19 protein-coding genes, 2 tRNA genes and 1 pseudogene are annotated in these 26224 nt (G+C 37.2%); 17 read left to right on the plus strand and 5 right to left on the minus strand.

The annotated features are described in order from the left end of the window. Nucleotides 1-179: pseudogene (locus tag ACFIJJ_RS07770) on the plus strand (exonuclease); the annotation flags it as partial. Nucleotides 180-251: 72 nt separating this feature from the next. After that, complete coding sequence (locus ACFIJJ_RS07775) at nucleotides 252-455, plus strand: AlpA family transcriptional regulator (RefSeq protein WP_273790351.1); 204 nt, start codon at nucleotides 252-254, stop codon at nucleotides 453-455. A 99-nt stretch (nucleotides 456-554) separates the two neighbouring features. Here ACFIJJ_RS07775 and ACFIJJ_RS07780 read toward each other — a convergent pair. Then, nucleotides 555-630, minus strand: a tRNA-Phe gene (locus ACFIJJ_RS07780). 398 nt (nucleotides 631-1028) lie between these two features. Here ACFIJJ_RS07780 and ACFIJJ_RS07785 point away from each other — a divergent pair. From ACFIJJ_RS07785 to ACFIJJ_RS07795, 3 genes are all read left to right on the plus strand, one after another. Further along, on the plus strand, nucleotides 1029-2192 hold the full coding sequence (locus ACFIJJ_RS07785) for a phosphoserine transaminase (RefSeq protein WP_375623464.1): 1164 nt from the start codon (nucleotides 1029-1031) through the stop codon (nucleotides 2190-2192). A gap of 353 nt (nucleotides 2193-2545) precedes the next feature. Continuing rightward, nucleotides 2546-3835, plus strand: a complete 1290-nt coding sequence (locus tag ACFIJJ_RS07790; RefSeq protein WP_375623466.1) for an adenylosuccinate synthase — start codon at nucleotides 2546-2548, stop codon at nucleotides 3833-3835. Between the two features lie 235 nt (nucleotides 3836-4070). Next, the gene (locus ACFIJJ_RS07795; protein ID WP_375646544.1) at nucleotides 4071-5492 is read left to right on the plus strand and encodes a hypothetical protein; all 1422 of its coding nucleotides are present in this window, start codon (nucleotides 4071-4073) and stop codon (nucleotides 5490-5492) included. Between the two features lie 203 nt (nucleotides 5493-5695). On the opposite strand, the gene rpoH is transcribed toward ACFIJJ_RS07795, so the two are convergent. The 3 genes from rpoH to ACFIJJ_RS07810 form a co-directional block, all read right to left on the minus strand. After that, the gene (gene rpoH / locus ACFIJJ_RS07800) at nucleotides 5696-6574 is read right to left on the minus strand and encodes an RNA polymerase sigma factor RpoH (protein ID WP_375646545.1); all 879 of its coding nucleotides are present in this window, start codon (nucleotides 6572-6574) and stop codon (nucleotides 5696-5698) included. Nucleotides 6575-6722: 148 nt separating this feature from the next. Then, on the minus strand, nucleotides 6723-7727 hold the full coding sequence (locus ACFIJJ_RS07805; protein ID WP_375646546.1) for an RluA family pseudouridine synthase: 1005 nt from the start codon (nucleotides 7725-7727) through the stop codon (nucleotides 6723-6725). Nucleotides 7728-7756: 29 nt separating this feature from the next. Further along, entirely contained in the window at nucleotides 7757-9187 is a 1431-nt protein-coding gene (locus ACFIJJ_RS07810; RefSeq protein WP_375623474.1) for an aldehyde dehydrogenase family protein, read from the minus strand. A 460-nt stretch (nucleotides 9188-9647) separates the two neighbouring features. Here ACFIJJ_RS07810 and ACFIJJ_RS07815 point away from each other — a divergent pair, with 460 nt between their 5' ends. Then, nucleotides 9648-12230: a DNA translocase FtsK gene (locus tag ACFIJJ_RS07815; RefSeq protein ID WP_375646548.1), complete on the plus strand. Its 2583-nt coding sequence runs from the start codon at nucleotides 9648-9650 to the stop codon at nucleotides 12228-12230. 1131 nt (nucleotides 12231-13361) lie between these two features. Further along, nucleotides 13362-15068, plus strand: a complete 1707-nt coding sequence (locus ACFIJJ_RS07820; protein ID WP_375623478.1) for an ATP-binding protein — start codon at nucleotides 13362-13364, stop codon at nucleotides 15066-15068. An 18-nt stretch (nucleotides 15069-15086) separates the two neighbouring features. Here the strand turns inward: ACFIJJ_RS07820 and mscL are convergent, their stop codons facing one another. Beyond that, nucleotides 15087-15494 (minus strand): large conductance mechanosensitive channel protein MscL, encoded by a 408-nt coding sequence (mscL, locus tag ACFIJJ_RS07825; RefSeq protein ID WP_026500234.1) that lies wholly within the window; start codon nucleotides 15492-15494, stop codon nucleotides 15087-15089. A 1327-nt stretch (nucleotides 15495-16821) separates the two neighbouring features. On the opposite strand from mscL, the gene ACFIJJ_RS07830 reads away from it, so the two are divergent. The 10 genes from ACFIJJ_RS07830 (at nucleotide 16822) to ACFIJJ_RS07875 (ending at nucleotide 25712) form a co-directional block, all read left to right on the plus strand. Next, entirely contained in the window at nucleotides 16822-17904 is a 1083-nt protein-coding gene (locus tag ACFIJJ_RS07830) for a quinone-dependent dihydroorotate dehydrogenase (protein WP_375646549.1), read from the plus strand. Nucleotides 17905-18040: 136 nt separating this feature from the next. Next, nucleotides 18041-18117 (plus strand) — tRNA-His (locus ACFIJJ_RS07835). Between the two features lie 547 nt (nucleotides 18118-18664). Continuing rightward, nucleotides 18665-18979, plus strand: a complete 315-nt coding sequence (locus ACFIJJ_RS07840; RefSeq protein ID WP_375646550.1) for a hypothetical protein — start codon at nucleotides 18665-18667, stop codon at nucleotides 18977-18979. Between the two features lie 199 nt (nucleotides 18980-19178). Next, complete coding sequence (locus ACFIJJ_RS07845; protein WP_375646551.1) at nucleotides 19179-19970, plus strand: hypothetical protein; 792 nt, start codon at nucleotides 19179-19181, stop codon at nucleotides 19968-19970. Nucleotides 19971-20561: 591 nt separating this feature from the next. Beyond that, nucleotides 20562-20873 carry a hypothetical protein gene (locus tag ACFIJJ_RS07850; protein WP_375623488.1) on the plus strand — a complete coding sequence of 104 codons (312 nt, stop codon included), beginning with the start codon at nucleotides 20562-20564 and terminating at the stop codon, nucleotides 20871-20873. Then, nucleotides 20860-21099 (plus strand): hypothetical protein, encoded by a 240-nt coding sequence (locus tag ACFIJJ_RS07855; protein ID WP_375623490.1) that lies wholly within the window; start codon nucleotides 20860-20862, stop codon nucleotides 21097-21099. The genes ACFIJJ_RS07850 and ACFIJJ_RS07855 overlap by 14 nt, the downstream gene beginning before the upstream one ends. Then, the gene (locus ACFIJJ_RS07860) at nucleotides 21092-21979 is read left to right on the plus strand and encodes a hypothetical protein (protein ID WP_375623492.1); all 888 of its coding nucleotides are present in this window, start codon (nucleotides 21092-21094) and stop codon (nucleotides 21977-21979) included. The genes ACFIJJ_RS07855 and ACFIJJ_RS07860 overlap by 8 nt, the downstream gene beginning before the upstream one ends. Nucleotides 21980-21981: 2 nt before the next feature. Next, nucleotides 21982-22896 (plus strand): hypothetical protein, encoded by a 915-nt coding sequence (locus tag ACFIJJ_RS07865; protein WP_375646552.1) that lies wholly within the window; start codon nucleotides 21982-21984, stop codon nucleotides 22894-22896. A 272-nt stretch (nucleotides 22897-23168) separates the two neighbouring features. Beyond that, nucleotides 23169-23477 (plus strand): hypothetical protein, encoded by a 309-nt coding sequence (locus ACFIJJ_RS07870; RefSeq protein ID WP_375646554.1) that lies wholly within the window; start codon nucleotides 23169-23171, stop codon nucleotides 23475-23477. Between the two features lie 201 nt (nucleotides 23478-23678). Next, nucleotides 23679-25712, plus strand: coding sequence for a hypothetical protein (locus ACFIJJ_RS07875; protein WP_375646555.1), 2034 nt, complete (start codon nucleotides 23679-23681; stop codon nucleotides 25710-25712). Nucleotides 25713-26224: the final 512 nt, after the last annotated feature.

The following is a 26224-nucleotide window of genomic DNA, read 5'->3' on the forward strand; positions in this document are numbered from 1 at the left end:
AATGGTGTGATTTCATGAGCTATAATCCAAACTTTGTAGGCAAATCTACTGGTTTGAGAATGAAAATCAAACGCGTCAACCGCGATGAGAAACACATTGAAGAGATCAATAAAGCTGTCGAAATCTTTTTAGGGGAAATAGAACAAGAAATGCAAAAGATTTTGACAAAAGCTGCTTGAACCTATGGGGGTGCTCTCTCCTCCCAGCACCCCCGCCCATTTAATTAATATAAAAAAGAGAAAGGTAATGAGATGATATTTGATGATGGAGATAGATATGTAACGACACGTGAGTGTGCACAGCTTTTTAGTGTATCCACAACAACGATTCGCAATTGGGTGCTTCAGGGGTTGTTTCCGGAGCCATATAAGCTAGGGAGAGCAGTGAGATGGAGAAAAAAAGAGATCTTAGACTTCACTCCAAAGAAAAATAAGGAGCAAATAAGAACAAATTAGGTAAAATTATATAAACCGTAGAAGGTGGTCTGAAAGGTGGTCTGAAAATGGCGGTTTAAAGAAAAAATCTATATATTTCAATATGTTAAAGATACAAAATGGTGCCCAGACGCGGATTCGAACCACGGACACGCGGATTTTCAGTCCGCTGCTCTACCTACTGAGCTATCTGGGCATGTTTCATAAAACATGTAAATTGTTTGTGGTTATAACATTAAAATTTTCTCTGTCCAGTCATCAAAAGAAAAATAATTGATTTTTTAATAAGTTTATCTCCCTATTCTAGAGAGTGATCAATGAATTTTTATTATAAAATAAACTTGATAGGTATGTTATGATACGTTAGTGTGTTGTTATCAGAATGCTATTCTTATCGTGGTGGTGATACGAAAAAAATAAAAGAATCGATCTAACAGCATGATTAAAAAAGATTTTTTTACAAAGTTTCCGTGAATTTTAAGCTTACGAAATAAAGAGAAAACATTTTTGATTTTTTTAAAGACTATTGAGTAGTCTTTATAGTGATTTGTTTTTCTTTATAAAGAAAAACAAACATCCAAAAGGGGAGAAATAATGATAATGTTACAAAAACCAAGCCGTCGTCCCAATAATACTAATTTTTCTTCAGGCCCTTGTAGCAAACGGCCTGGTTGGACTCTTGATGTTCTTAAAAATGCATTAGTTGGGCGTTCACATAGATCGAGAGAAGCAGAATTAAAACTTGCTGAAGTTGTTAATTTAACTCGTGAGATCCTTGAGGTTCCTTCTGATCATCGTATAGGAATTATGCCAGGTTCAGATACCGGTGCTGTTGAGGCGGCTCTATGGTCTCTATTAGGTGAGCGTGGCATTGATATGGCAGCGTGGGAAAGTTTTGGATTTGGGTGGAATAAAGATGTTGTCGAGCAATTAAAGCTTTCTGATGTGCGTCGTTTCGAAGCTCCTTATGGTGAAATACCAGATTTAACACAACTTGACTTTGATCGTGATGTTGTTTTTACATGGAATGGCACAACTTCTGGGGTGCGTATTCCTAATGCGGATTTCATTCCGCATAAGCGGGCTGGATTAACCATTTGTGATGCAACATCTGCAGCTTTTGCGCAATATCTTGATTTTTCAAAATTAGATGTTGTCACTTTTTCATGGCAGAAAGTTTTGGGAGGTGAGGCTGCACATGGTATGGTGATTTTAAGTCCTCGTGCTGTTGAGAGGCTTGAGAATCATATTCCAGTTTGGCCGATGCCCCAACTTTTCTGTATGACGAAAAATGGAAAGTTGAACGAAGATATTTTTAAAGGAAAGATAATCAATACGCCTTCTATGCTTTGTGTTGAGGATTTTCTTGATGGGTTGAAGTGGGCAAAGTCTCTAGGAGGTGCCGCGGCATTAAGAGCACGGGTTGAGAAAAACTTTTCTGTACTTGATGCTTTTGTTCGCAAAACGCCATGGTTAGAATATTTGGCAAAAGATCCTGAAGTACGTTCTAACACCGCTATTTGTTTAGATATTGTGGATCCAGTGATTACTGCTTTGGATACGGAAAAGCGAGTATCTTTTATAAAAGCGGTTGTGAAACGTCTTGATGAGGAAGGGGTCGCTTATGATATCGGTTCATATCGCAACGCTCCTCCTGGGCTTCGAATTTGGGCGGGTATAACAATTGAAGCTTCCGATCTTGAAATTTTAACAGAATGGCTTGAATGGGCGTTCCAAGTTGAAAAAGCACAGCTTTAAATAATTATTGGCGATTTTTACAACGCGTTTTTAAACAGAAAAAATACGAGAGATTATGATAATCTTTCGTATTCTTGTATTAGACAAACAGCCTTTAAGTATTACATTAATTGTAAAAGATTAAGAGGGGGAATGAATGCTTTGTCAGGTGTTAGGTAAAGCACAAATTAAAATCTCTATTTTTTCGCTTTTTGTGGCAAAAATGACAAATTTATATCATAAATTAAAAAATTTAATCACTTAAAGATTGAGAAAAATCTGAAATGAGGAGTCGCACTTGCTCTAAGGTTTCGTTATAAAGAAGCATTTGTTTTTGAATGCTGGTTTTTTTGACCAAACAGACGGAGAAAGTTATGGCCAATGTAGTTGTTGTCGGTACACAATGGGGTGATGAAGGCAAAGGTAAAATTGTAGATTGGTTATCTGAGCGAGCAGATATTGTGGTGAGATATCAAGGGGGGCATAATGCTGGCCACACATTGGTTATTGATGGAGTGAGTTATAAATTATCACTTTTACCGTCTGGTTTAGTGCGTGGAAAGTTATCAATCATTGGTAATGGTGTTGTTGTTGATCCTCATCATTTTGTTGCAGAATTAAAAAAACTATATGATCAGGGTATAAAAATTACACCAGAAATTTTACGTATTGCTGAAAATGCTCCTTTGATTCTTTCTTTGCATCGTGATCTTGATGCGATTCGAGAAAGCGGTTTATCTGGTTTAAAGATTGGTACAACAAAGCGTGGTATTGGACCGGCTTATGAAGATAAGGTGGGACGGCGTGCTATTCGAGTGATGGATTTAGCAGAAAAAGATACGCTTATGGCTAAGATTGAGCGGCTTTTGAGGCATCATAATGCTTTGCGTCGTGGAATGGGTGTTGAAGAGATTGATTCTCAAGCGCTTTATGATGAATTGATGCAAGTAGCGGATAAAATTTTGCCCTTTATGGATTGTACGTGGCGTCTTTTAGATGAAGGGTATCGGGGAGGAAAACACATTCTTTTTGAAGGTGCGCAAGGTGCTTTACTCGATAATGATTTTGGAACTTATCCTTATGTAACGTCATCGAATACAGTCGCTGGGCAGGCATGTACAGGTTCAGGGATGGGGCCTAGTGCAATTCATTATGTGTTGGGTATTGCAAAAGCTTATACCACACGCGTTGGAGAGGGTCCGTTTCCGACAGAACAGATAAATGATATTGGTGAATTTCTAGGAGTGCGTGGACATGAATTTGGTGTTGTAACGGGTCGAAAGCGTCGATGTGGTTGGTTTGATGCTATCTTAGTCCGTCAGATGGTAACAATTTGCGGTGTTCAAGGTATAGCATTGACAAAACTTGATGTTTTAGATGGTTTGGATGAAATAAAAATTTGTATTGGTTATGAGCTTGATGGTAGAAGGATTGATTATTTACCTTCTTCCATGGGGGCTCAGGCTCGGGTGAAGCCTATTTATGAAACATTAGAAGGCTGGAAGGAAAAAACAGCACATGTATTGAGGTGGGAAGATTTACCAGTGCAGGCTGTTAAATATATACGCTATATTGAAGAATTGATTAATACGAAAGTGGCTTTATTATCCACGAGTCCAGAGCGTGAAGATACTATTCTCATTACAGATCCCTTTGCAAATTGATTATTGTTTTTAGATTTCTATATGTGTTCTTTGTTCGTTTCTGTATTTTTTACAAAGAAAATTTTTTAGAGCGTGTGAGAGAAAGGTGCAAAATAGCATTGTTTATTTTTTATATTCATTTTACACTATTATAATAGTTGTACCAGTATAAATGACAATCAATTTAGAAGGCTAAAATAAAGTTTTTTAGCTTTACTGCTGTTTTTTTCTCAGTTTAAGAGAGATTATAGAGGAAATGGTAGATTTCGTTGGAATCTTAAAAAAGGCGATTAATGCACAAAATAATGTTACACCGCAAGTGCGTAAGCGGATTTATAAGCGGGCTACTGAAACACTAGAACATCAATTTTTAACAGCAAAAATACCACAAATAATAGCGGATGAACAAAGAAAGATTCTTCAAAGTTCTATTGCAACTGTTGAGGAAGAATATTTAGCAGTTGAAAAGAAGTTGCTTGCTTCAGTTATTGGGTGGAATCCCACAAATATAAATGAAGATAAGAAAGTTACAAAAAAAAACCTATGGTCAAAGAATAATGAATTTTCAGTGGTCAACATAAAAAGAAATCAGGATTTTGTTATACGTTCAATGGATAACAAGATATTTGATGAGCCTTGTGTATCAGATATACCAGATGCAGAGCCTGTTAATATGGAGGCTTATTTGCCTTCTCAGCATGTTAATAGCGGTGTGTTAAAGGTTTCTTCTTCGCAGGAAGATAATCCGCATATTGTTTCGCATATTTTTTCTCAAGCTTTACGTCGTACTAATAAATCATTGGTGCAAAGACGTATTGTGATAAGTGCTATTTCTGTTGTTGGTTTTGTTGTTTTAACTGTTGGTATTTTTTTTGTTGGTGGGCGTGTATTTATATCAAATGATCATCAGTTGTTAGGAGAAAATCTTCAAGCTTCTCATAGAGTACCAAAGGCACTTTCAATTAAAAGGAAGTTAACACAACGCTTATTAGAGGATGGAAGTGAAATTGATGTTGGTTTAAAAAAAGCGACAGATTCTTCAGATGAGGAAGGAATCTCAACAGTTGTTGCCAGCAATTTGCGATTGCTTGAAAAATCAGGTGAAGCTGTTTTCTATCAAGCACGTACAAATTATGATGCAGAAAAGATAGCAACGGGAAGTGCTCGCTGGACGCTTATAAAAGAGTCTCAAGTGAAGGGGGCTCCAGAAGAAACAACTATACAAGGTGATATAACAATTCCTGATGAAGGGATATCATTACGGTTAATTTTACGTCGTAATACCGATCAGTCATTTCCTGCTTCATATATTATGGACCTTATTTTTATTCTTTCGGATAAATTTTTAGGTAAAGCTATAAGCAATGTTCAAGCATTAACCTTTAAAGCAAGTGAACAATCCATTGGACAGGCTTTAACAAGAACCATTGCTGCAAAGATTAACGATGACTTTTTTCTTGTCGCATTGAGTGGTAATCATCCATTTCTTGATCGAAATTTACAATTGATGCGAGAATTAGATTGGATGCGTTTGGTGTTAACGGATAAAAACGGGCGTATAAGTGAATTAACCTTTGCAAAAGGACCAACAGGTAAGTCTATTTTTAATGAAGTTATTGGACAATGGCTTGCACAACAAGATAAGTTAACAGTTCTTGGTCAAAAAAATAAAACATAGATGCAAAAAAATAAAAGGCTGTGGAGAGTTCTCTACAGCCTTTTTTATCAATTATACTAAACGTACTCAATAAAGTTCACATATCAATATCTCAAAGAATTCTATAGGTTAATTTACCAGTATAAAGTCAATATATGCTTTTTTCATTTTCACCTTAGAATGCGCAAACAATTGACTTTATACTTAATTCTAGAATTTTATACTTAACTTTGAGATAAAGCAAAATCTTTGATAGAGTTTTGCACTTTTTCAAAAGCACGCATTTCAATTTGCCTTACTCGTTCTCGACTGATGTTAAATTCACCAGAGAGTTCTTCTAGGGTTAGTGGTACATCGCTTAAACGACGCGCTTTGAATATACGTTTTTCGCGTTCATTGAGATTGTCCATGGCATTTATGAGCATGGAACGGCGATTTTCTAATTCACTTTTTTCAATTAAAATTTGTTCTTGATCGTTAGATTCATCCACCAACCAATCTTGTAACTCGCTGTTTTCCCCTTCTTTTGTCCGAATTGGTGCGTTGAGTGAAGTGTCACCACCAAGCCTACGATTCATTGATACAACTTCATCTTCTGTGACATTCAACTGGGTTGCAATTTCTTTCACTTGTTCTGCATTGAGATCGCCGCTATCAAGTGCTTGAAGTTTACTTTTTAATTTACGAAGGTTGAAAAACAAGCGCTTTTGATTAGCTGTTGTCCCCATTTTCACCAAGCTCCAAGACCGTAATACATATTCTTGGATTGATGCTTTAATCCACCATATTGCATAGGTTGCAAGACGAAAACCCCGTTCTGGTTCGAAACGTTTAACCGCTTGCATGAGTCCAATATTTCCTTCTGAAATAACTTCCCCAATGGGGAGTCCATAGCCTCGATATCCCATAGCGATTTTAGCTACGAGACGCAAATGACTGGTGACCAACCTATGCGCAGCTTTTAGATCATTATGCTCACGGTAACGCTGAGCTAACATATATTCTTCTTTTGGCTCAAGCATTGGAAAACGACGGACTTCTTCCAAGTAACGGTTTAAACCACCATCACCTGTCATTACTGATAACAAATTCATATGGGCCATATAGCACCCTCCTTTTGTTTGAATTCCCTAATAAGGCAAATTCTCTGTTTCAGATAGCTAACTATCCTCATAACCTCACTCTAGCATATTTTTCAATTTTGTTCAAAAAAAGATATTTTATTATGAAATCTTGAGAAGGGGAAAAGTTTCAATTCATTTTTTTAAAAAGCTTAATAAGTTTAGCCATATCTTGAGGCAATGGTGTAGAAAACGACATAACTTTACCGATAGAAGGATGTTCAAAAGTAAGACTGGTAGCATGGAGTGCATGTCGGTTGAATTGATCGATTGCATTTCTAATAGTGGGGTTGAATGTGTTTGATTTTGTTTTAAAAGCGTTTCCATAAACTGTATCGCCTATGAGTGGATGCCCAATATGAGACATATGAACACGGATTTGATGGGTGCGTCCAGTTTCTAGGCGACATTCCAGAAGGCTAGCAAAAGATGTAGAGTCAGCATGAGAACCATATTTTTCAAGTAGAGAAACATGTGTAACCGCATGACGAGCATAAGGGTTTTGGTTATGGATGACAGCTTGCTTTGTCCGGTTATGGGGCGAACGGCCAAGTGATGCATCAATTGTCCAGACGTTGCGCTGAGGTGTTCCCCAAATCAAGGCATGGTAGCGTCGATCTAATGCGCAGGTACGTCCATGATCAGAAAATTGAGCACTGAGACTTTTATGAGCCAGATCATTTTTTGCAATAACCATAACACCGCTTGTATTTTTGTCGAGACGATGGACAATGCCAGGGCGTTTAACACCACCTATACCAGATAAACTATTCCCACAGTGGTAAATAAGGGCATTAACCAATGTACCGGTCCAATTTCCATTGCCAGGATGAACAACAAGACCAGCTGGTTTGTTAATAACAATGATATGATCATCTTCAAAAAGAATGTCTAATGCAATAGCTTCAGCACTAGGTTCTGCATCACGAAGGTCAGGCATTGCCAATTCAATGATTTGGTTAGGTTTTAATTTTGTTTTTGGTTCCTTTATGAATTGACCATTAATTTTAAGATAGCCTTCACGGATGAGGGTTTGCAAACGCGAACGTGAGAGCACATCATGATATTGTTTTGCGAGCCACTGATCAAGACGTTGCCCAAGAGCACCTTCATCCGTTATTTTCTGTATTACCATACGATTCCTATTAAGTTTTTAATAAGATTTTACCAGTACGAAATTGCTTTACTATCGAGAAATTCTTTAATTCCCCAATGTCCTCCTTCACGAGCGCGCCCAGAAAATTTTACACCTCCAAAGTAGCTTCCACTGGGTAACCCATGCCCATTAACTTCTACCATTCCAGAACGTACTTGTGCCGCAATACGACGACATTTGTTGCGATCTTGCGATTGAATATAGTTTGTAAGACCATACTCAGTTTCATTCGCTAAAGCGACAGCTTCTTCTTCTGTACTAAAAGAAAGAATCGAGAGAACTGGACCAAAGATTTCTTCTTTGAAAATACGCATATGAGGTTTTACATCAGCAAAGACTGTTGGACGGACATAATAACCGCGTTCCATTCCTTTTGGTAAACCAGTCCCGCCTGCAACAAGAGTTGCACCTTCATCAATTCCCGATTGGATAAGATCTTGAATTTTATCATATTGTTTTTTTGAAACGACAGGTCCAATATGATTTCCTTCTTGGCAGTTTGGTCCTACTTTTGTTGTTTCTGCAATATCTTTGGCTATTTTCACGGCTTTGTCATAGATGCTCTGTTCTACAAGCATACGAGTCGGTGCATTACAACTTTGTCCACTATTATAAAAGCAATGTCGTGCACCACGTTGAATAGCATCTGAGTCGGCATCAGCAAAGATAATATTCGCTCCTTTTCCTCCAAGTTCCAGACAGACTCTTTTTAAAGTAGCACTGGCATTTTTAGAAATATCTTTTCCTGCTCTGGTTGAACCCGTAAAGCTGATCATTTCTAGATCTGGATGTGCTGAGAGGTAAGAGCCGACAGTTGCACCATCACCATTGATTAAATTAAAAACACCGGCTGGAAGTCTGGCTTCTTCTACAATTTCAGCAAAAAGCATAGCAGAAAGAGGCGCAATTTCAGAAGGCTTTAACACCATAGTACAGCCAGCCAAGAGAGCAGGGATAACTTTAAGCGTTACTTGATTCATGGGCCAATTCCATGGCGTAATTAATCCTACAACGCCGATAGGGTCGTAGTGAAGGATTGCTTGCTCATTTCCCTTTATTAAAGTTTTTTGGAACGAAAACTCTTTATAAGCTTCAATAAAATTGCGAATATGGGAACCTCCTGCTGCAGTTTGCGCATTAAGCGCCATATCAATAGGTGCTCCCATTTCCATTGAAATGGTTTTTGCCATGTCTTTGGAACGTTTTTCATAGATCTCTAGAATTTTTTCAACGAATCCAAGACGCTCGCTTGGTGATGTTGTTTTCCATTTTTGAAACGCTTCTTTAGCCGCGTTAATTGCCTTATCAGCATCTTTTGTACTTCCAAGGCTAATGACAGCACAAGCCTCTTCTGTTGATGGATTAATGACGTCAAAGTCGTGAGGAGTGCTTGGATCATCCCATAGACCATTGATATAAAATTTCCGTTTGTTAAACATAATTCGCTCCCTTTTTTCTATTTGTATTTATGTCATTATGATTGTCTTAGTCTAAGCCTTTTTAAACGAGGATAACAAGGGTAATCTTATAAAAACGCGAGAAACTAGATTATATTATGGTAATTGAGCATGAAGAATTTAATAGAGCAATGCTTATATAACTATTTGTATTATTGAGACTAATTTCTTTTATGAAAAGGGAGAGAAAGAGAGGCATAGACAATTTTCTTGAATCTTTTTTATCATGAAGTTTTCTTCAAAACGAATGGAATACGCGCTATACGGCACCATAAACTGGGCAATTTACGTCGTAAATAAGGAGAATAAATATGCATTATGGCATTATTTTTTTCATTAAAAAGTAACCATCAGCAAAAGGTTATTAACCTTCATATGATAGTCTCTATGAATTCTTTTTGAAAAGATTATTTTTCTCATTGCTATAAATTTGTTGGGTGCCATGCATAATTCGAAAACAAAATCTATTCCTACCTCTTCTTTTTCTGATGATGGTACAGAAGGTGCATCAAGAGAAGATTTATCTATTAAGATTACTGAGATATTTCCTTATCCGGAAGTATGGAAAAAGGCATTTACCCTCGGAAAAAATGTCCGTTTTACGAGAACCCCAGAAGTTGAGATTTTGCGTCGTCGTATAGAAACAGATCCAGTTTTTGCAAAACAATTTAAAATTTTTACGAAGCAAGATCAAAAACAAATGACAGATATTGTACGCTGTAACAAGAAAACGAAAAATGTTCTATCGACAAAAAAAGTCATTAATCCTCAATCAATAGAGAATAAAACGTCAGTTTGTCATTCAACAGTTTTACAGCAGTTGTCACGACAAATTACTGGTATGTCACCAGCAAATATTCCGCTTAAGGAGGATAAACAAGAACATAAATTACCAGGAGAAAATGTGCTACAAAAAATGAATCCTGCTTTGCACCTTTCCGATGATGCATTTTTTGAGTGTGAATCTTTGATATTTGAACATGTGGATACTCAAACTTCAAAAAAGGATGCATCGATTGACACAAAAAATGAAATTACACCTCATATTCCTTCTGCCTTTGATGAGTCAATAACTGCTCTTTACCGTGTTCTTGAATACCGTTTTCCACAACTCTATGATTCAATTACATCAGAATCTCCAGCGGAAAGGATGCGAGGTGTTGAGAAAATTTCTGATTTAATGCATACAAATAATGATACGACTAAAGAGTATCATTCTAAGCTTTCTGTTGAAGATTGTGTCCATACGTCAAGTGATGCAGAGGCGGTAAATAATACTGAGGCGTTAAGCGGCGCTGGGGCTTGTATAGAGACTGAAAATAGCAATAATACTATCGCCAATAATACCGTTGATTGTATAACAAAAGATGTCACAAAGAATTCAAAAGATTTGTCTGTGATGCGAGCAAACGTTAAAACTAAAATATTCCAATCTAGCCGCGCGCCATTAGGCAATTATGATTCTGCTTTTGCGCAAAATATTCAATCTGTTGACTGCGATGTTTATGAATTTCCTCCGATCAATTTATTGCAAGAACCTGTTTTTCATGAAGGTACAATGATTCCTCAGGAAACATTAGAACGTGGTGCTGGACTTTTGGAAAGTGTGTTGGAAGATTTTGGCATTAAGGGTGAAGTTATCCATGTTCATCCAGGGCCAGTGGTAACAATGTATGAATTTGAACCCGCCGCGGGCGTAAAGTCATCGCGCGTTATTAATCTTTCTGATGATATTGCGCGTTCTATGTCTGCTATTTCTACACGCGTTGCTGTCATTCCTGGACGTAATGTTATCGGGATTGAGTTACCCAATGCGGTTCGTGAAACCGTTTATTTACGGGAATTAATCCAAACACGTTCTTTTCGTGAAAGTGAGTTTAAACTTGCTCTTGCTTTAGGGAAGGGGATTAATGGTGAACCGGTCATTGCAGAATTAGCAAAAATGCCTCATTTATTGGTTGCGGGAACAACAGGATCAGGAAAGTCTGTCGCAATTAATACAATGATTTTGTCGATTCTTTATCGTATGACACCAAAGCAGTGTCGTTTGATCATGGTTGATCCTAAAATGTTAGAGCTCTCTGTTTATGATGGCATACCACATCTTTTAACACCTGTTGTAACAGATCCCAAAAAAGCGGTAACAGCTTTAAAATGGGCTGTTCGTGAAATGGAAGAACGTTATCGCAAAATGGCTAAGTTGGGTGTGCGTAATATTGATGGTTTTAATGCACGCGTTGCACTTGCGGCTCAAAAAGGCGAAACGATCATGTGTACTGTTCAGTCGGGTTTTGATAAGGAAACAGGGGAAATGCTTTATCATGAAGAAGCCATGGATCTCACGCAGCTTCCTTATATTGTTGTGATTGTTGATGAGATGGCTGATCTTATGATGGTGGCAGGGAAAGAGATAGAGAATGCCATTCAGCGCTTAGCGCAAATGGCGCGTGCGGCAGGTATTCATCTTATTATGGCAACGCAACGTCCTTCTGTTGATGTTATCACCGGTACAATTAAAGCGAACTTTCCTACCCGCATTTCTTTTCAAGTAACATCAAAAATTGATAGTCGTACGATCTTGGGTGAACAAGGTGCTGAAACGCTTTTAGGTCAGGGGGATATGCTTCATATGGCAGGTGGTGGACGCATTGTGCGCGTTCATGGACCTTTTGTCTCAGATGAAGAAGTTGAATCCATCGTTGCACATCTTAAAATGCAAGGAAAACCTGATTATTTAGCAACGGTAACAGATAATGAAGACGATAACAAAGAGGATACTTCTGCTGATTCAGCTGCTGAAATTTCTGAGGAAGAAAATTTTGATGAAGAGGGTGAGGAACTTTATAACCAAGCTGTAAAAATTGTTATGCGTGATAAAAAATGTTCAACATCTTATATTCAGCGCCGACTTTCAATCGGCTATAATAAAGCAGCTTCTCTCGTCGAGCGGATGGAAGAAAAAGGCATTGTTGGAGCCGCTAATCATGTTGGAAAACGTGAAATTTTACTCAATGAAGGGAAATAAACAAGCCCATTTTAAAATGGGTAATTTTAAAAATGTCTGACAGTCATTATTAAAATGTGCTTGTTTTGTTTTTTATAATAATATTAAAAAATTGAGTAGAGAGTCATAAAGCAAAAGCGATCTTTTGTATTAAGACTTCTGATGAGGTAAACAAGCTGATATCAAAGGAGGTTATGAGATATTTTAACATTTCTAAATGATCTGGAATATAAAGAAATTAAACAAATCTTTATATGAGGGCAGATGATTTATGTTCTCTTTTTTACAGAGAAATTTTTTAATAAAATAGTGCGGTAGCATATTTTTTCTTTTGTAGCGATTTTAATGAAAGAAAGATCTTTGGGAGCATCATAAGAAAAGTGTCCAATATGCAAGTTCTGTTGCATTGGGTACTTTAAAGCGCTACGCTGAATTTATTATCATTTGATATTATTGGCTCAAGAAAGGTGTTCTTACGAGAAGCTTTATTTGAAAAAGAGATTTTTATAATACAATATATTGATTTATAATAATTTATCACTATTCACAGTGAATAAAAGTTTCAAACATTGTAAGATTTTCTCATTTCAAATCTGTTTCTGTTGAAGTAATTAAAACCATTTTCTTGCGTATCATAATAATGTAGGAGTAAAAAAGTTAAAAAAATAAAAATGCGGCTTATGAATGCCTTCAAATGCCAAGAACTATTGGTAACATTAGGGGTTGAAATTAGTATAATGATGGTGCTAACCAGCTTTTTATAAGCATAAAAATGGTAATGCACAATGCCTTGATATCTTCTATAGGGACTTTTACATTACACCATTTAAGGATGCTGTCGTAAAATAAGCTTGGGGATCATGGGATATGTTTTGTTAAAGCAGGCGCATGAATGCGTAAAATAAGTGTATTCTTTTTGAGTACTATTTATGCGAGGGAGATGTTACTATTATTGTAATAGGATTTATTACAATAATAGGTGAATAAGCAACAAGAGCTGGAAGCTTCTTTTTATTTTTGTTTTGTTGATGAAACAGTCAAAATTTTGCTACAGACAATTGATATGAGATATCAAGTTATTTTAACCAGAACAGATAATTGTAAACAAATTAGCATTATTCATTTGAGAGTAAATACAACATTGTTTTAATTATGCCATTAAAAGCGGATGAGTTAAAGTTAAATACAAATGAATTAAAATGTCAGCAAGAAGCTTTTCGTTTTACACCAGAGCTTTTGCCACGGCCTTTTACGTGGGAAATCGATCAGAATGGTTTGTTTTGTGAAGTCTCAAAAGAGCTAGCTGAAGTTGTTGGTCCTCTCTCTTCTTCTATTTTAGGGTGTAGTTTTCATGAGCTTGCTCATCAATTTAATGATGATCGATATCTGGTTCTCAGTCGTTTTATTGAAGCGGCTATGCCTTGGAGTAAAGAGATTGTTCAATGGCCTGTTGATGGTTGCTTACAATGGCTTGATGTTGAATTATCGGCTTTGCCAATTTTTGATGTTAAAAAGCAGCTTAAGGGGTTTCGTGGCTTTGGCGTTTTAAAAATACAAAAAAAAGTCCAAGAAAAAAGAAATGAAAAGCTAGCAACAGAAATGCCATGTCTTACGGAGATAGAACGCTTAGCTTTTCGTGAAATTGCAGAGCACTTGCGTGATGAATTGAATTCATCGGTAAAAGAAGAAAATTTAGTTGAAGAAACAGCTATTCAGTTACCATATGCACAAACATTGCCGGTCAATGCTATAGAACAAGCTCTCATAAAAGAGCCAGCTGCAGTTTTATCATTGTTGGATACAGCAACTGATGGTGTTTTATGGTTGGATGAAGAGGGCTTTATTCAATCAGCGAGTAGGGCAGCCTTAGCATTAATGGGTTATGAAATAAATGAACTACGAGGACAGCCATTTTCTTCATTATTTACTTTGCAAAGCCGACTTTTGGTTGAAAAATATTTTAAATCAATCCGTATAGAGGAGAAAAATCAGGTTTTAAATCGCAGTGAAACCGCTGATTTAATGACAAAAAATCATAAAAATATAACCGTTTTGATAACGATTGTATTTTTGGCAAAGCAAGGCAATTATGCTGTTATGTTGCGTGATAGGACACAAACAGTTCCATCAGGAGAAAAAAAAGCAGAAGAGGATAAAATCGTTGGAGTTGTTCATGAAATACGAACACCTTTGAATGCTCTTATTGGTTTTGCAGAAATTATGAGAGAAGGCCGTTTTGGTTCGATAGAAAATGAGCGCTATCATGGATATTTACGCGATATTATTTCCTCTGGAAAACATATATTATTGCTGATTAATCAATTACTAGAGTGCTCAAAGATAAATTATTCTGGTTCCAATAACCAGATTGATTCTTCCCTTATTTCTGAAACATTTGATGTGATATCTTGTTTACGTGCGACGATAGCTTTTCTTGAAACTCAAGCCAATCAGAACGGCATTATCATGCGTATTGTTGCTCCACCTCACGTTCCATTTATTCCTGTATCACAACAAGTGTTTCGCCAGATTATATGGAATCTTCTTTCCAATGCTATTCGTTTTACACCTTTGGGTGGACAGATTATTGTTCACGTTTCTTATAGAAAAGAACGTGTAAAAATTTCAGTGAGTGATAATGGTATAGGGATGAACGAAGAAGAAATTATACAGGCACTGCAACCTTATGGTCAAGTAGAGCGCAAAGATGGCCGATCTGGTGATAGCGCTTTTATGGGAACAGGCCTAGGCCTCCCAATGTGTAAAGCAATGGTGGAAGAAAGAGGGGGACAATTTTTACTGTTCTCAAAACCCAATTATGGAACAACTGTGGAAATGTTTTTTCCTCGTGTTCCATGATGTAAATCATGTATAAAATTATTTTTTCTTAGCCAAAAGATCTCTAATTTCTGTTAAAAGTTGTTCTTCTGAAGACGTTTTTTTGGGGCTTTCTTCTTCTTTTCTACGAATTTTATTCATAGCCTTAACGAATAAAAAAAGAACCCAAGCAATAATGAGAAAATTGATAAGTAAAGTAATAAAGTGTCCATAGCTAATGGTTGCTCCAGCTGCTTTGGCGGCACTCAATGTTGCTTGTTTTTCTCCAGCAAGTTGAATAAACATATTAGAAAAATCAATCCCACCTGTAATCAGCCCAATGATTGGCATAAAAATATCATTGACAATTGAGTTGACCAAGCTACCAAAAGCACCCCCTATAATCACACCGATAGCAAGATCAATCATATTACCTTTTAGGGCAAATTCTTTGAATTCTTTAAGCATTGCGTTTTCCCCTTATATAAGCGATATACGGTAATTTACTTACCGCTTTTGATGAAAAAGGAAAGGGCAGATTTTATTTTTAGGATTATATTACAATATTAATATTATTTTCAAAGAACTTTATAAGGTTTAATAAAGAGCTTTAGAGTTCTATTTGAATGTATATAGAACATTTCCTAGAAAAAAGCTTTTTTGATAAAAACTATATCTGCTTTTTGCAACAGAAAGTAGAAAACTATAGCTTAATTTATATAATTGCCTCAAGATCTTTATGATAACATTAAAAAGAGAGATTTTTACACAATACCACAAGTGAGTAGTGTTGAAAGTTGAGCTATCAGAAAGCTTCTCAAATGAAGTACATATATTGGCATAACGTATTGTTATAAAAAGAGAATTTAGGAATAAAAAATATATTTCAGCACTGATGGAAGAAATAGATAGATGAGACAGGAGTAAAACTTATAATTTAATTCCTCTTAATTTAGTAAGCGATAATAGCAATTAGGAGGGCATTATGGCTTATCTAAAAGCTATTTGTATTGGGTTGCATGAGCTAAAATGGCGATAATTCCGATGGAAGAGACACATTTCATCTGCTGGAAGATTGTATCAGTTTGTAAATAGCAGAGCTCTAGGGTTTGCAAGATCGTTTTGGTTTGGAAGTCATAGGTATGATGTGTGAGTTCAATGATCAACTGTCATTACTTAAAATATATGTTAGACAGAGCACTTAATAGATGCAAAGTTGTATTTAATGCATCAGAAATGGCAAAGAAAACAACGCAGATTCCTCAAAATTTTATCAATAGAGTACAAATTGATTGAGCATTCTGTTTCTCATAAATGGTGCAACAATAGTATGAATTTAGATGATTTTATGAACCATGTATCCTATAAATGCTAGGAAAAAATAGCTTTATAGAACAAGCTTTGTTTCTATTGAAAACAATATTATACAAAGGAACTTTGGGAATAGAGATAATTTTCCTGCATTTTTAAGAAAATTATGAGCTTTCCTGCATAAGACGTCATAAAACCATGACTATGGTAAGAGCCATTGATGTTTCAATTCATGCTGAATTTTATAAGATTAGGATTCATATTTTAATCTTTAAAAAATGTCGAAAAAGAGAAACATTTTTTAAGAATAAAAAGTTCTTTACATAGTATAACCAATATAAACATGTATGGCTATTATGTGATGAGTTTTCTTTTAGAAGAGGAATATTATTTGGATAATATGCTCTCTTTGATTGGAAATCTTTTGTGTTAAAAGGTAGAGGTGAGGTGCGATGGATCATTTTTATGTTGTGGAGAAGAATTGATGAGTTTTTTTCGTTGTATTGGCCGTTCTGCCTTATTTATGTTGGATCCAGAGCAAGCACACGGTTTAGCGATTCTTGGGCTGAAAAGTGGATTAAATGGTTGTCAAAAGGTTATCGACAAACGTTTGTGTGTAACTGTTTCTGGGCTTGAGTTTGAAAATTTTATTGGTCTTGCAGCGGGGTTTGATAAAAATGCAGAGGTTGTGGATGGTATTTTTCGTTTAGGATTTGGTTTTACTGAAATTGGGACAGTGACACCAAAGCCTCAGATTGGAAATCCTAAACCACGGCTTTTTCGTTTAAAAGAAGATGAAGCAATTATTAATAGAATGGGTTTTAATAATGACGGACATCAAGTTGTTTACAACAGATTGCGTGCATGTAAAAAAACTGGTGTTGTAGGAGTCAACATTGGAGCCAATAAGGATACAGTTAATAAGATTGATGATTATACTGTTGGTATTGCTCATTTTTATGATGTTGCTGATTATTTTACGGTTAATATTTCTTCTCCCAATACACCAGGTTTACGTGATTTACAGGCCCGTGACAGTTTACATCTTTTGTTGAGTGCAATTTCGCAAGCGCGAAATGAGCAAGAGAACAAACATGGATTCTCCATTCCCATTTTTTTAAAAATTGCTCCCGATTTATCAGAGAAAGAATTAGATGATGTTGCTGAAGAAATAAAACTTTCTGATTTTAATGGACTGATTGTTTCCAATACGACTCTTTCACGCCAAGGTCTTAGCAATAGTCACTTCAGTAATGAAGAGGGAGGGCTTTCTGGACGTCCACTTTTTGAACGTTCTACTATTGTGCTTGCAAAAATGCGTCAAAAATTAGGGAAGGAGATTGCAATTATCGGTGTTGGCGGTGTAAAGGATGCACAGACGGCTTTGGAAAAAGTAAAAGCTGGTGCAGATTTGATTCAATTATACAGTGGGATGGTTTATGAAGGTCCAAATCTTGTCATAACTATTCTGCAAGAGATTTTGCAGATGATGCAACAAGATGGCGTTGATAACATAAAAGGCTATCGTGATCATAGTCTTGAGCATTGGGCAAAATTTCCTTTGTAAAAAACGCTTTTTTCTTCACAAAAAATTGCGAGATTTTTTTAAAGGGGCTTGCAAACTTTGTTGATCTTCCTTATGTCACATAAGCAAAGAATAAATGTTTACGAAATCGTGAACAGTTATGATACATTTATTTTATGCGGTTGTAGCTCAGTTGGTTAGAGCGCTGGTTTGTGGCACCAGAGGTCGTAGGTTCAAATCCCACCAACCGTACCATTTATCTTGTTACAACTTTTCTAATTCTTATTTTTGGCGTTTTGTGAGGCGGTTAAAAGCCGTGCTTGGCAGGCTTTTTTTGCGTTTGAGCCGTCATGGAGCAGAGACCTTGCGCGGATGATTTTCCTCAAATTTTGCTCAAAACGGAATGATACGATCAATAATCGCTTGAAATATAAACGGGTTAACTAAATCTATGATTCTGATTGCAATTGCCACAATAAATATCTCTATCAGTATATTTGTATACTTTTAGTATATTTTGTAAACCAAAAGAATCTTATTTGACTTTCATTATTATTTCTCATAATACAAACCATTAAGTTTAAACACATAAAATAAGTAAGCATAAATTTACTAAAATATGCCATATTTTTGACGCAATTCCCTTGGTTTTGTCAACTATATATTATAAATATGAATTTGCATGAAAGTGCATTCATATCTCCAGCGGTGTTTCGGTGGTTGATTATGGGTAGGCCATTTTGGCGCGGGGACATAAGTAACCTTGGGGGTGTTTATCTATACACTAAATTGGAGAAAATAAATGAGATTTTCAAGTAGTTCGTACGATTATTGCAGTGCCGATAATTTTAGTAGCAAATATAACTCTGGTACTGCGTTTGGTAGCAAGTATGGTGGTAAGGTTGGCCTTGCGGGTGGTTTCGTCATAGGATGGGCAGCGGGGCGTAATCCTATGGCTGGCGTGGGCGTAGCAAGCTTTGGGCAAGCTGTAGGCAATGAATTCGGAGACACCATAGGCGGTTATCTTGGTTATGGTGTGGCTGCTGCCCAGTGTGGCACACAGTTTTTGGGTCAATCTTTTGCTAATTCAGGTGGTGGGATGTTGATGCACTTTTGATGTAGTTCTTTGGGTTATCCTAAAGCCTAGAACGGTGGTACTGTAAAAGGTGCCACCTTTATGTTTGAAATATTGTACAGGAGGAGCTATGGGCGCGTTTGGTTTAGTGCTCGTTTATTTTTGTCTGTGGTTTGGCATGTTGTATCTATTCCTCAAAACTATTGCTATTAATGGAAAAAGCATGTTAGGCAGGGAGAACATGGTTACATTCATAGTGGCGGCATTGGTTGTTCCTCCCCTCATGTATGTCTTTGAGGATATAGGCGGTGTGCCGATAACATCTCCTCATGTTGCTATAATTATGTTCTTTCTTTCTTTTTGCATTGAATTTATACCCAATATAGTAAACAATATAAAATGCTTTAGTTTGGCCATTATCGCAAGTTGCCCCATTTTTTTCATCGCAGCTGGTTTTATTGTTATGAGTGATGACCTTCTGTTAGATTTTTTTGATCTGCAGCTTTCGAGCTATATTTATCTGCTTTTCATTATTCCGTTGATGATAGGGGGGGCTCGCTATGTCCTAATTGCTAAAGCTTTGAAGGAAAAATCTATGTCAGTGCTAGATTTAAGCATTTGCATTGGCTGTGGGTTTGCCATAGGCGTCTTTTTTGTGTCATCATTGCTTTTATCAGACCTTCGAGAAATCTATCAACAGATAGGTTTTGCAAACAGGGAGGCAGTGAAAAAAATGTTTGATTATGCGGTGTTTGGTTTTGCTATTCTAACGGGCCAAGTTTTTTTGACATTTTTGATGGTTCTCTTTGTTACTACAAAGAAATATTATTGGTTGGTCCTTGATGTTCTTGCAGAGCTGTTTTTTAGCCTCTTTGTTTCTTATTATGTAGCGTTTGTTCATACAGATGATGACTATAGAATGGTTATAAGGTGGATTTGTTTGCTGTATGTTGTTTATGTGTACGCGCGTTACATTAAATCAAAGAATGTGAAGCTTAGCGTGATTAACCCGTTTAAAAGGAAAACTGAGTGAGAAGACAGGAGGCTATAGTTCTTTGGGTTTATCCTAACAGCCTAGAGCAGCCAACCTAGGAGGGGCAGTTTCTGGAGCAATAGTAGGCGGGGTCCCGTGGTGCATCCGCGAGTATTGCTAAAGCTGGTTGGGATTGTGTTCGCTCTAAGTGGTGAAATTGTTGTTTGACCTGGCTTTTTTAACAAGGTAAAGGCCTTGCTAAGGGGTACGCTATCAGCCTCTTAGCAGGGAGTTTTTCTCCCGCAATAATATCTTGGTATGCTTGGGAGGGCAAGGCGCTTTAAGGAAATTATATGTCTGACTTAATTTTTGGAATGCTGCTTAGTTTTGGGATAAGTTCCAGCACTCGTCTCCTTAAAAACAATGGCTTGTTGGGCGAGCGCGTCATTTTGGGGGGGGCTAGCTGGCCTTTCCTGCGCTATCATCTTCGCTTATCCACATAGTGAAAGTGGGCTTCCAGACTTATCTTTGCTTTTGGTATGTTATCTTGGCATTCTTTTAATTCTGCACGAGCACTACTTATATAAATATTTAGTTCTTGGGTTCTGTGGTGCAGTTGCTACCTTGTGTATTGGGGCAGGTTTTATATATTTGAGTTCTTTGTTGCCATTGCCTGCTTTGTCTGCTGCTAATAATAGCCAGCAGCAGGTGGTGCATTACATGAGTTTGGTTGCTGCAAACTATCCCTTTTTTATCCTTTTGATATCAGTTTTAACTGCGGAGCTTTTGCGTTTGTGGTTGCTTCGCGTATATAAGCCAGAATTAGCTGCGCGTGAGGTCCTTTATTTCGGGCTGGGCTGGGGTGTTCTAGACTTATGCTATAAGACCCTCCCAGCTCTTTTTCTTTACTTGAATTACCGTGTTGATAGGGCGCCACAAATGGTGGGCTATGTCCGCATTTGAATCTTGTCCACAAGCGATCAGCTATCTTATTGCCGCGGGCATGATTGTATTGATGCATGTTGTAAATACGCGTTTTATGTATCTTGGTTTCCAAGATAAGCGCAAGGTCTATTTCTATCTGCCTTTTGTAATTCATTTTGCGGTTGGTCTTTTGTTTATGTTTGACATTTCTTCAGGCTATGCAATATTAATAAATTCTATTTTTGAGGCTTGCAATAATGCTTGACAAATTGACATTATCTGTTATCGGCGCCGTTTTTTGTCTGGTGCTGATTATTTTTCCTTTGATGAAGAAAAAAACATTGGTTGAACATTTGGTTTTCTTGCTCGTTGTTTTGTGTCTTGTTTTTCTTTATGTTTATGGCGCTGTGAGTTATTTTCCTTATTATGTTTTGGCGCTTTCGCTTATATTGGGGTACCGCTGGTTACTCTCTTTGGTTAAAACGTTTAAAGGCACGAAGGCAATTATTGGGTCAAGCGCTGGTTGTTATGTGCTTTTGATTTTTTTTCTATACGGCTTTATGCGTATGATAGGCAGTTTGATTTTAGATTTTTCTGCTTATAGTACGCCTAATATTGTTTTTGCTGTTGGTCTATTCCCTATAGGCATGGCGATTATGCAGTTTTTTTTGCTCTCTCATTGGGTGGCAGAAGATAATGGCAATGGTGTAGAGGCAGGACTGGGCGTGGGAATGGGGATTTGGGGGGCTGCTATAGGGCTTGCACTGCTTACATCTCTACCAGAAGCTGTGAAAATCCTAAAAGGGGCCTTTAGTCTTGATAGGGACGCCTTACTTTCTTTACTTGAGACGGTAATATATTATGCGTTTATTATAGGTCTGAATCTTTTATCAACTTTCTTAATGCTTGTGGTTTGCCTTGACAAGAAATGGCGTTTTTTTGTTCTTATCCTGCTTTTACAATGCTTGGCGGCTTGGGCGCGCTTTTCATGGCAGGCCGCTGAGCCAGAACTTCTTGCAATTGGGCATTATACAATCGCTACTATTCTTATGTTTGCTCTTATGCGGCAAATTTATGATTTTGTGCAAGACAGATTATCCATGAAGAAAAATAGCAGTTACGCTGTAGTAAATGAGGGGGCATAATAATGTTGGTTTTATTTATTACTTCGCTTCTCGCAGGCCTTATTTATGGTGTTGTCATTTATAATTTTTTTCGCTCTACGTTTAGTTGGATAAATGTGCTGTTGAGCGGCATAGTTTTTGGGGTGATTGTTCTGTTAGTATGGCGTTACTCGGAAACAGAACATAAACTTGATGCCTTACGTTTACTGCAAGTGCTTGGCGTTGTTTTTCTTCTATGTGTGCTTCATCATTTTCTGAAGTTCAAATTGGTTGTCGCTGGTGCTGTGGGATGGTTTGTTGCTAGCTGCATTGTTTTCGGGCTTATTGCTTTTTGGGAGCAATCTGTAATAAAAACGCTTTATATGATGAGTATTGTTGAAACCAAGAGTCATGCAGAGCAGGGGCTGGCGCTTGTTTTTTTATTTTTAACATTTACGGTTTTTTTTGTTGTAGCAGAAGAAGCCATGCGTCGTTGGTTAGTTACTAAGTTTTATCGGTGCTCGCCTAGTTTGTTGTGGCGTTTGCCGCTGAATATTGGCATAGGCTGGGGTTTATGCGAATTAGTTTATAAGGCGCTAGGACCTTTCCTTGTTTATAATGGCTGGCCTATTCGATCTAGGTTATTAGCCAGTGAGTATGTAATTTTTTATTCCTGGACGCAAGCGAGTATTTTTTTGTGTGCTTTAATGAGCGTCATACTCATGCATATTTTCAATACATGCTTGGCGTATCGTGGTGTTGTTACGCGCTCTAAATTTTATGCGTGTGCGCCTTTTTTTGTCCACGCTATTGTTAATTGTTTCGGTGCAACAGTGATGGTTACAGAGAAGGTTTGGTTTAATGTTGGGGGCAGCTTGTTTATTCTACTTTGTGTGATGTTGTTCGTATATTTTGAAAGCAAAAATCCTTTAATACAAAACATAAAACTGCGCGCTTAAAGTGTTTTAGAGTGATGAATAACTTTGCATACTCTAAGTATGGCTAGAGAGCCTGATACGCGCTTTCTGTTCTACAAAAAATAAGAGAAGGTTAGCACCGACGTAACGCGTCCAGTACCAAGAGCGACGTCATTTCTGCACTAATTGGGGGGAGGGTGTGCTACTGGCCACGCGCATATGGGAGCCTAAAAATATGCTATCATGTAACTTTCTAGTGTCCTCCTTTCTATTATCCTCCATGAGATTGAAGATGGGAATCTTGAGGCGGCGATATGAGACTTAAATTTAAACAACAAGAATTTCAAAATGATGCCGTTAAAAGCGTCATTGATTTGTTTAAAGGCCAACCACGACGAGATTCTTCTATTTTCTTGTGTTCAGAACAAGGACAATTAGCGTTAAATGAATTTGGTTATGGTAATCAATTATTGATCAGTGATGAAACTATATTAGCAAATTTACAAGAGGTGCAACAGAACAATAAACTCGTGGCGAGTGAGACGCTAGAGCAAAAGCAGTTTTCTATTGAGATGGAAACGGGAACAGGCAAAACTTATGTTTATAGCAAGACGATTTTTTAGTTAAATCAACGCTATGGCTTTATCAAGTTTATTATCGTCGTACCAAGTGTTGCTATTCGCGAAGGGGTATATAAATCACTTCAAGTAACAAGGGAGCATTTTCAAGCAGAGTTTGATAATCTGCCCTATCGTTATTTTATTTATAATTCAAAAGATCTTTCGCAAATTCGCCAATTTGCAAGCTCTACCAATATTGAAATTATGATTATCAATATTGATGCATTTAAAAAAGCGGAAAATATTATCAATCTTCCGCAAGATAGACTAAATGGCGAAAGTGCTATGCGCTATATCCAAGACACAAAACCGATTGTGATCATAGATGAACCGCAATCGGTGGATAGTACAGCAAAAGCGAAAGAGGCTATTGCGAGCCTTAACCCGCTTTGTGTTTTCCGCTATAGTGCCACGCATAAAGAGGAGATTAATCTTTTATATCGTTTAACACCTGTTGATGCTTATCAAAAAGGACTGGTAAAGCAAATTTGTGTCTCTTCTAATCAGATAGAGCAAGATTTTAACCGTCCCTATATTGCCTTGAAATCCGTATCACACAAACATGGCTTTAAGGCGCGCTTAGAGTTGGATATTGCGGGAAAGAATGGCACTGTGAGCCGCAAAACAGTTACAGTGAGACAAGGCGATGATCTGTATCGCGTTACGGGCGGGCGTGAGCTTTATAGGGGTTATATTGTTTCGGGTATCAATTGCATGGCGGGGGATGAAGCTGTTGAGTTTTCTGATACTGAAGTTGTCAAATTTGGCCACGCCCTTGGTGATGTGAATACAATAGAGCTTAAACGCGCGCAAATTTATCGCACTATAGAAACACATTTAGATAAAGAATTGCGGCTTGCGTCTTTAGGGATTAAAGTTTTATCACTTTTTTTTATTGATGAGGTGGCTAAATATCGTAGCTCTGATGAAGAGCCAGCACTTTATGAGCGTATGTTTGAAGAATGTTATGAAGAGCTGTTGGCGAAAAAGAAATATGCCTCCTTACGAACTAAGTTTGCGCAAAATGTTCGAAATGTGCACGGCGGTTATTTCTCGCAAGACAAGAAAGGCGTGTATAAGGATACAAAGGGCGACAGCCAAGCTGATGATGACACTTATAACACGATTATGCGTGATAAGGAGTGGTTATTATCTTTTGCATGCCCCTTGCGTTTTATCTTTTCACATTCGGCTTTGAGAGAAGGCTGGGATAATCCGAATGTGCTTCAAGTGTGTATGTTGATTGAGCAAAAATCGAATTTTACCGCACGGCAAAAGATTGGTCGCGGTTTGCGCTTGTGCGTAAACCAACACGGTGAACAGGTAGAAGATAAAGATATAAATGTGCTGCATGTCATGGTGAATGAAAGCTTTGCTGAGTTTGTGAGTACATTGCAAAAAGAATTAGAAGCGGATATTGGTTATAAACTTGGTACATTGCAGATGGAGCAGTTGGTTGGCCGTATTTATGAAGATGTAAAATATGTGGCCGCTAAAGTGGAAGTATCGCAAGCACAAAAAATTGTTAAAATACTTGTTGCAAAAGATTTTATTGATGAGGCGGGTGTCGTTAAAGTAGATCAAGATTTAGTAGCGAGCGAATTTGATGCTATAGGGGCGGAGGAAATGCCACGCGAATTGCGTCAAGAAATTGTGAAAAAAACTAATGCGGGCGCGCTTATTAATGTTGAGATGCTGCAAGATCTGATTTATATGACAGCTGTGACGGAAACAAAGATTCTGTCTTCGCAAGAGGCTGCTGATATATTGGTTGAGTTACGTGAAAAAGCTTTGCTTACATCAGCAGGAAAAATCACAGATACATTAAAAGCGCAATGGGCGACTGGGACGTTGGATTTAAGTGAACGTTTTAGTAAAGGGCAAAAGCAGGCTGTGCTGCAGGCGCTAGAAGCGAGCCAAGCCATGCCGATTATTCGTAATGCTACGCGCGAGGTGCGGGTTAAGCTTAAAAAGCAAACAGTGGCTTCACCAGAGTTTTTGGCCTTGTGGGAGAAGATCAATAAAAAGACCACTTATCGTGCAAAGCTTGATCGCACAGAGTTTGTTGCCAAAGCAGTGGATGCAGTGGAAAAAATGGCGCCAGTTGCGCCCGCGCATTTGGTTTATCAGACAGCCGAGATAGTACTCAGTATAATATCAAAAAACACAATAAAGTCAATAGATTGTTTGCAATTATTTTATATGAATCCACTCAAGAATCCATCTTTTTATGCATGATTCATTTGACTATTTTTTATATAAGATTGCCATGTATGAATAGACCATAAAAAGCAAATCATAATGTAAATATTATAACGCATGTAAACGTTCATATGAAATGAAAAGCCGATATCATTCATAACAGTTCATAAATTTTATGATACGTTTTTATCACAGCACAAATCACATTGTTTTAAATTTAGTCGTTTGAAAATATCGATAACATACGTTTAAAGATCACATCTTGTTTTAAAGATTGGATTGTTAATCACATAAAAGAGCAAATTAACATTCGCCAAAATTGGCGAGCGCAAAATAGAGAGCTGTCATAACAGCATCATCATAACACCGAACATTTTAAAGATTGCATAAAAGGATTTAAAGACAAGATCGATTTTATAACCACGGTATTTTTTTACCGAGGTAGGAAATAAAGGTCATGAAATTCAAAATGCTATATCTTATGAAATGAAAAGCCTTTTAATGAATAGATTGCAGGCTAGTCTTTAAGAATGGAACTATTCGCTTCC

Source organism: Bartonella sp. TT29SHDZB (assembly GCF_042193395.1).
In the GTDB taxonomy this organism is placed as follows: Bacteria; Pseudomonadota; Alphaproteobacteria; order Rhizobiales; family Rhizobiaceae; genus Bartonella.

What these genes read in the sequence shown, in the direction of transcription:
- ACFIJJ_RS07775 (WP_273790351.1), top strand. Translation starts at nt 252, where the DNA reads ATGATATTTGATGATGGAGATAGATATGTAACGACACGTGAGTGTGCA.
- ACFIJJ_RS07785 (WP_375623464.1), top strand. Translation starts at nt 1,029, where the DNA reads ATGATAATGTTACAAAAACCAAGCCGTCGTCCCAATAATACTAATTTT.
- ACFIJJ_RS07790 (WP_375623466.1), top strand. Translation starts at nt 2,546, where the DNA reads ATGGCCAATGTAGTTGTTGTCGGTACACAATGGGGTGATGAAGGCAAA.
- ACFIJJ_RS07795 (WP_375646544.1), top strand. Translation starts at nt 4,071, where the DNA reads ATGGTAGATTTCGTTGGAATCTTAAAAAAGGCGATTAATGCACAAAAT.
- rpoH (WP_375646545.1), bottom strand. Translation starts at nt 6,574, where the DNA reads ATGGCCCATATGAATTTGTTATCAGTAATGACAGGTGATGGTGGTTTA.
- ACFIJJ_RS07805 (WP_375646546.1), bottom strand. Translation starts at nt 7,727, where the DNA reads ATGGTAATACAGAAAATAACGGATGAAGGTGCTCTTGGGCAACGTCTT.
- ACFIJJ_RS07810 (WP_375623474.1), bottom strand. Translation starts at nt 9,187, where the DNA reads ATGTTTAACAAACGGAAATTTTATATCAATGGTCTATGGGATGATCCA.
- ACFIJJ_RS07815 (WP_375646548.1), top strand. Translation starts at nt 9,648, where the DNA reads ATGCATAATTCGAAAACAAAATCTATTCCTACCTCTTCTTTTTCTGAT.
- ACFIJJ_RS07820 (WP_375623478.1), top strand. Translation starts at nt 13,362, where the DNA reads ATGCCATTAAAAGCGGATGAGTTAAAGTTAAATACAAATGAATTAAAA.
- mscL (WP_026500234.1), bottom strand. Translation starts at nt 15,494, where the DNA reads ATGCTTAAAGAATTCAAAGAATTTGCCCTAAAAGGTAATATGATTGAT.
- ACFIJJ_RS07830 (WP_375646549.1), top strand. Translation starts at nt 16,822, where the DNA reads ATGAGTTTTTTTCGTTGTATTGGCCGTTCTGCCTTATTTATGTTGGAT.
- ACFIJJ_RS07840 (WP_375646550.1), top strand. Translation starts at nt 18,665, where the DNA reads ATGAGATTTTCAAGTAGTTCGTACGATTATTGCAGTGCCGATAATTTT.
- ACFIJJ_RS07845 (WP_375646551.1), top strand. Translation starts at nt 19,179, where the DNA reads ATGGTTACATTCATAGTGGCGGCATTGGTTGTTCCTCCCCTCATGTAT.
- ACFIJJ_RS07855 (WP_375623490.1), top strand. Translation starts at nt 20,860, where the DNA reads ATGTCCGCATTTGAATCTTGTCCACAAGCGATCAGCTATCTTATTGCC.
- ACFIJJ_RS07860 (WP_375623492.1), top strand. Translation starts at nt 21,092, where the DNA reads ATGCTTGACAAATTGACATTATCTGTTATCGGCGCCGTTTTTTGTCTG.
- ACFIJJ_RS07865 (WP_375646552.1), top strand. Translation starts at nt 21,982, where the DNA reads ATGTTGGTTTTATTTATTACTTCGCTTCTCGCAGGCCTTATTTATGGT.
- ACFIJJ_RS07870 (WP_375646554.1), top strand. Translation starts at nt 23,169, where the DNA reads ATGAGACTTAAATTTAAACAACAAGAATTTCAAAATGATGCCGTTAAA.
- ACFIJJ_RS07875 (WP_375646555.1), top strand. Translation starts at nt 23,679, where the DNA reads ATGATTATCAATATTGATGCATTTAAAAAAGCGGAAAATATTATCAAT.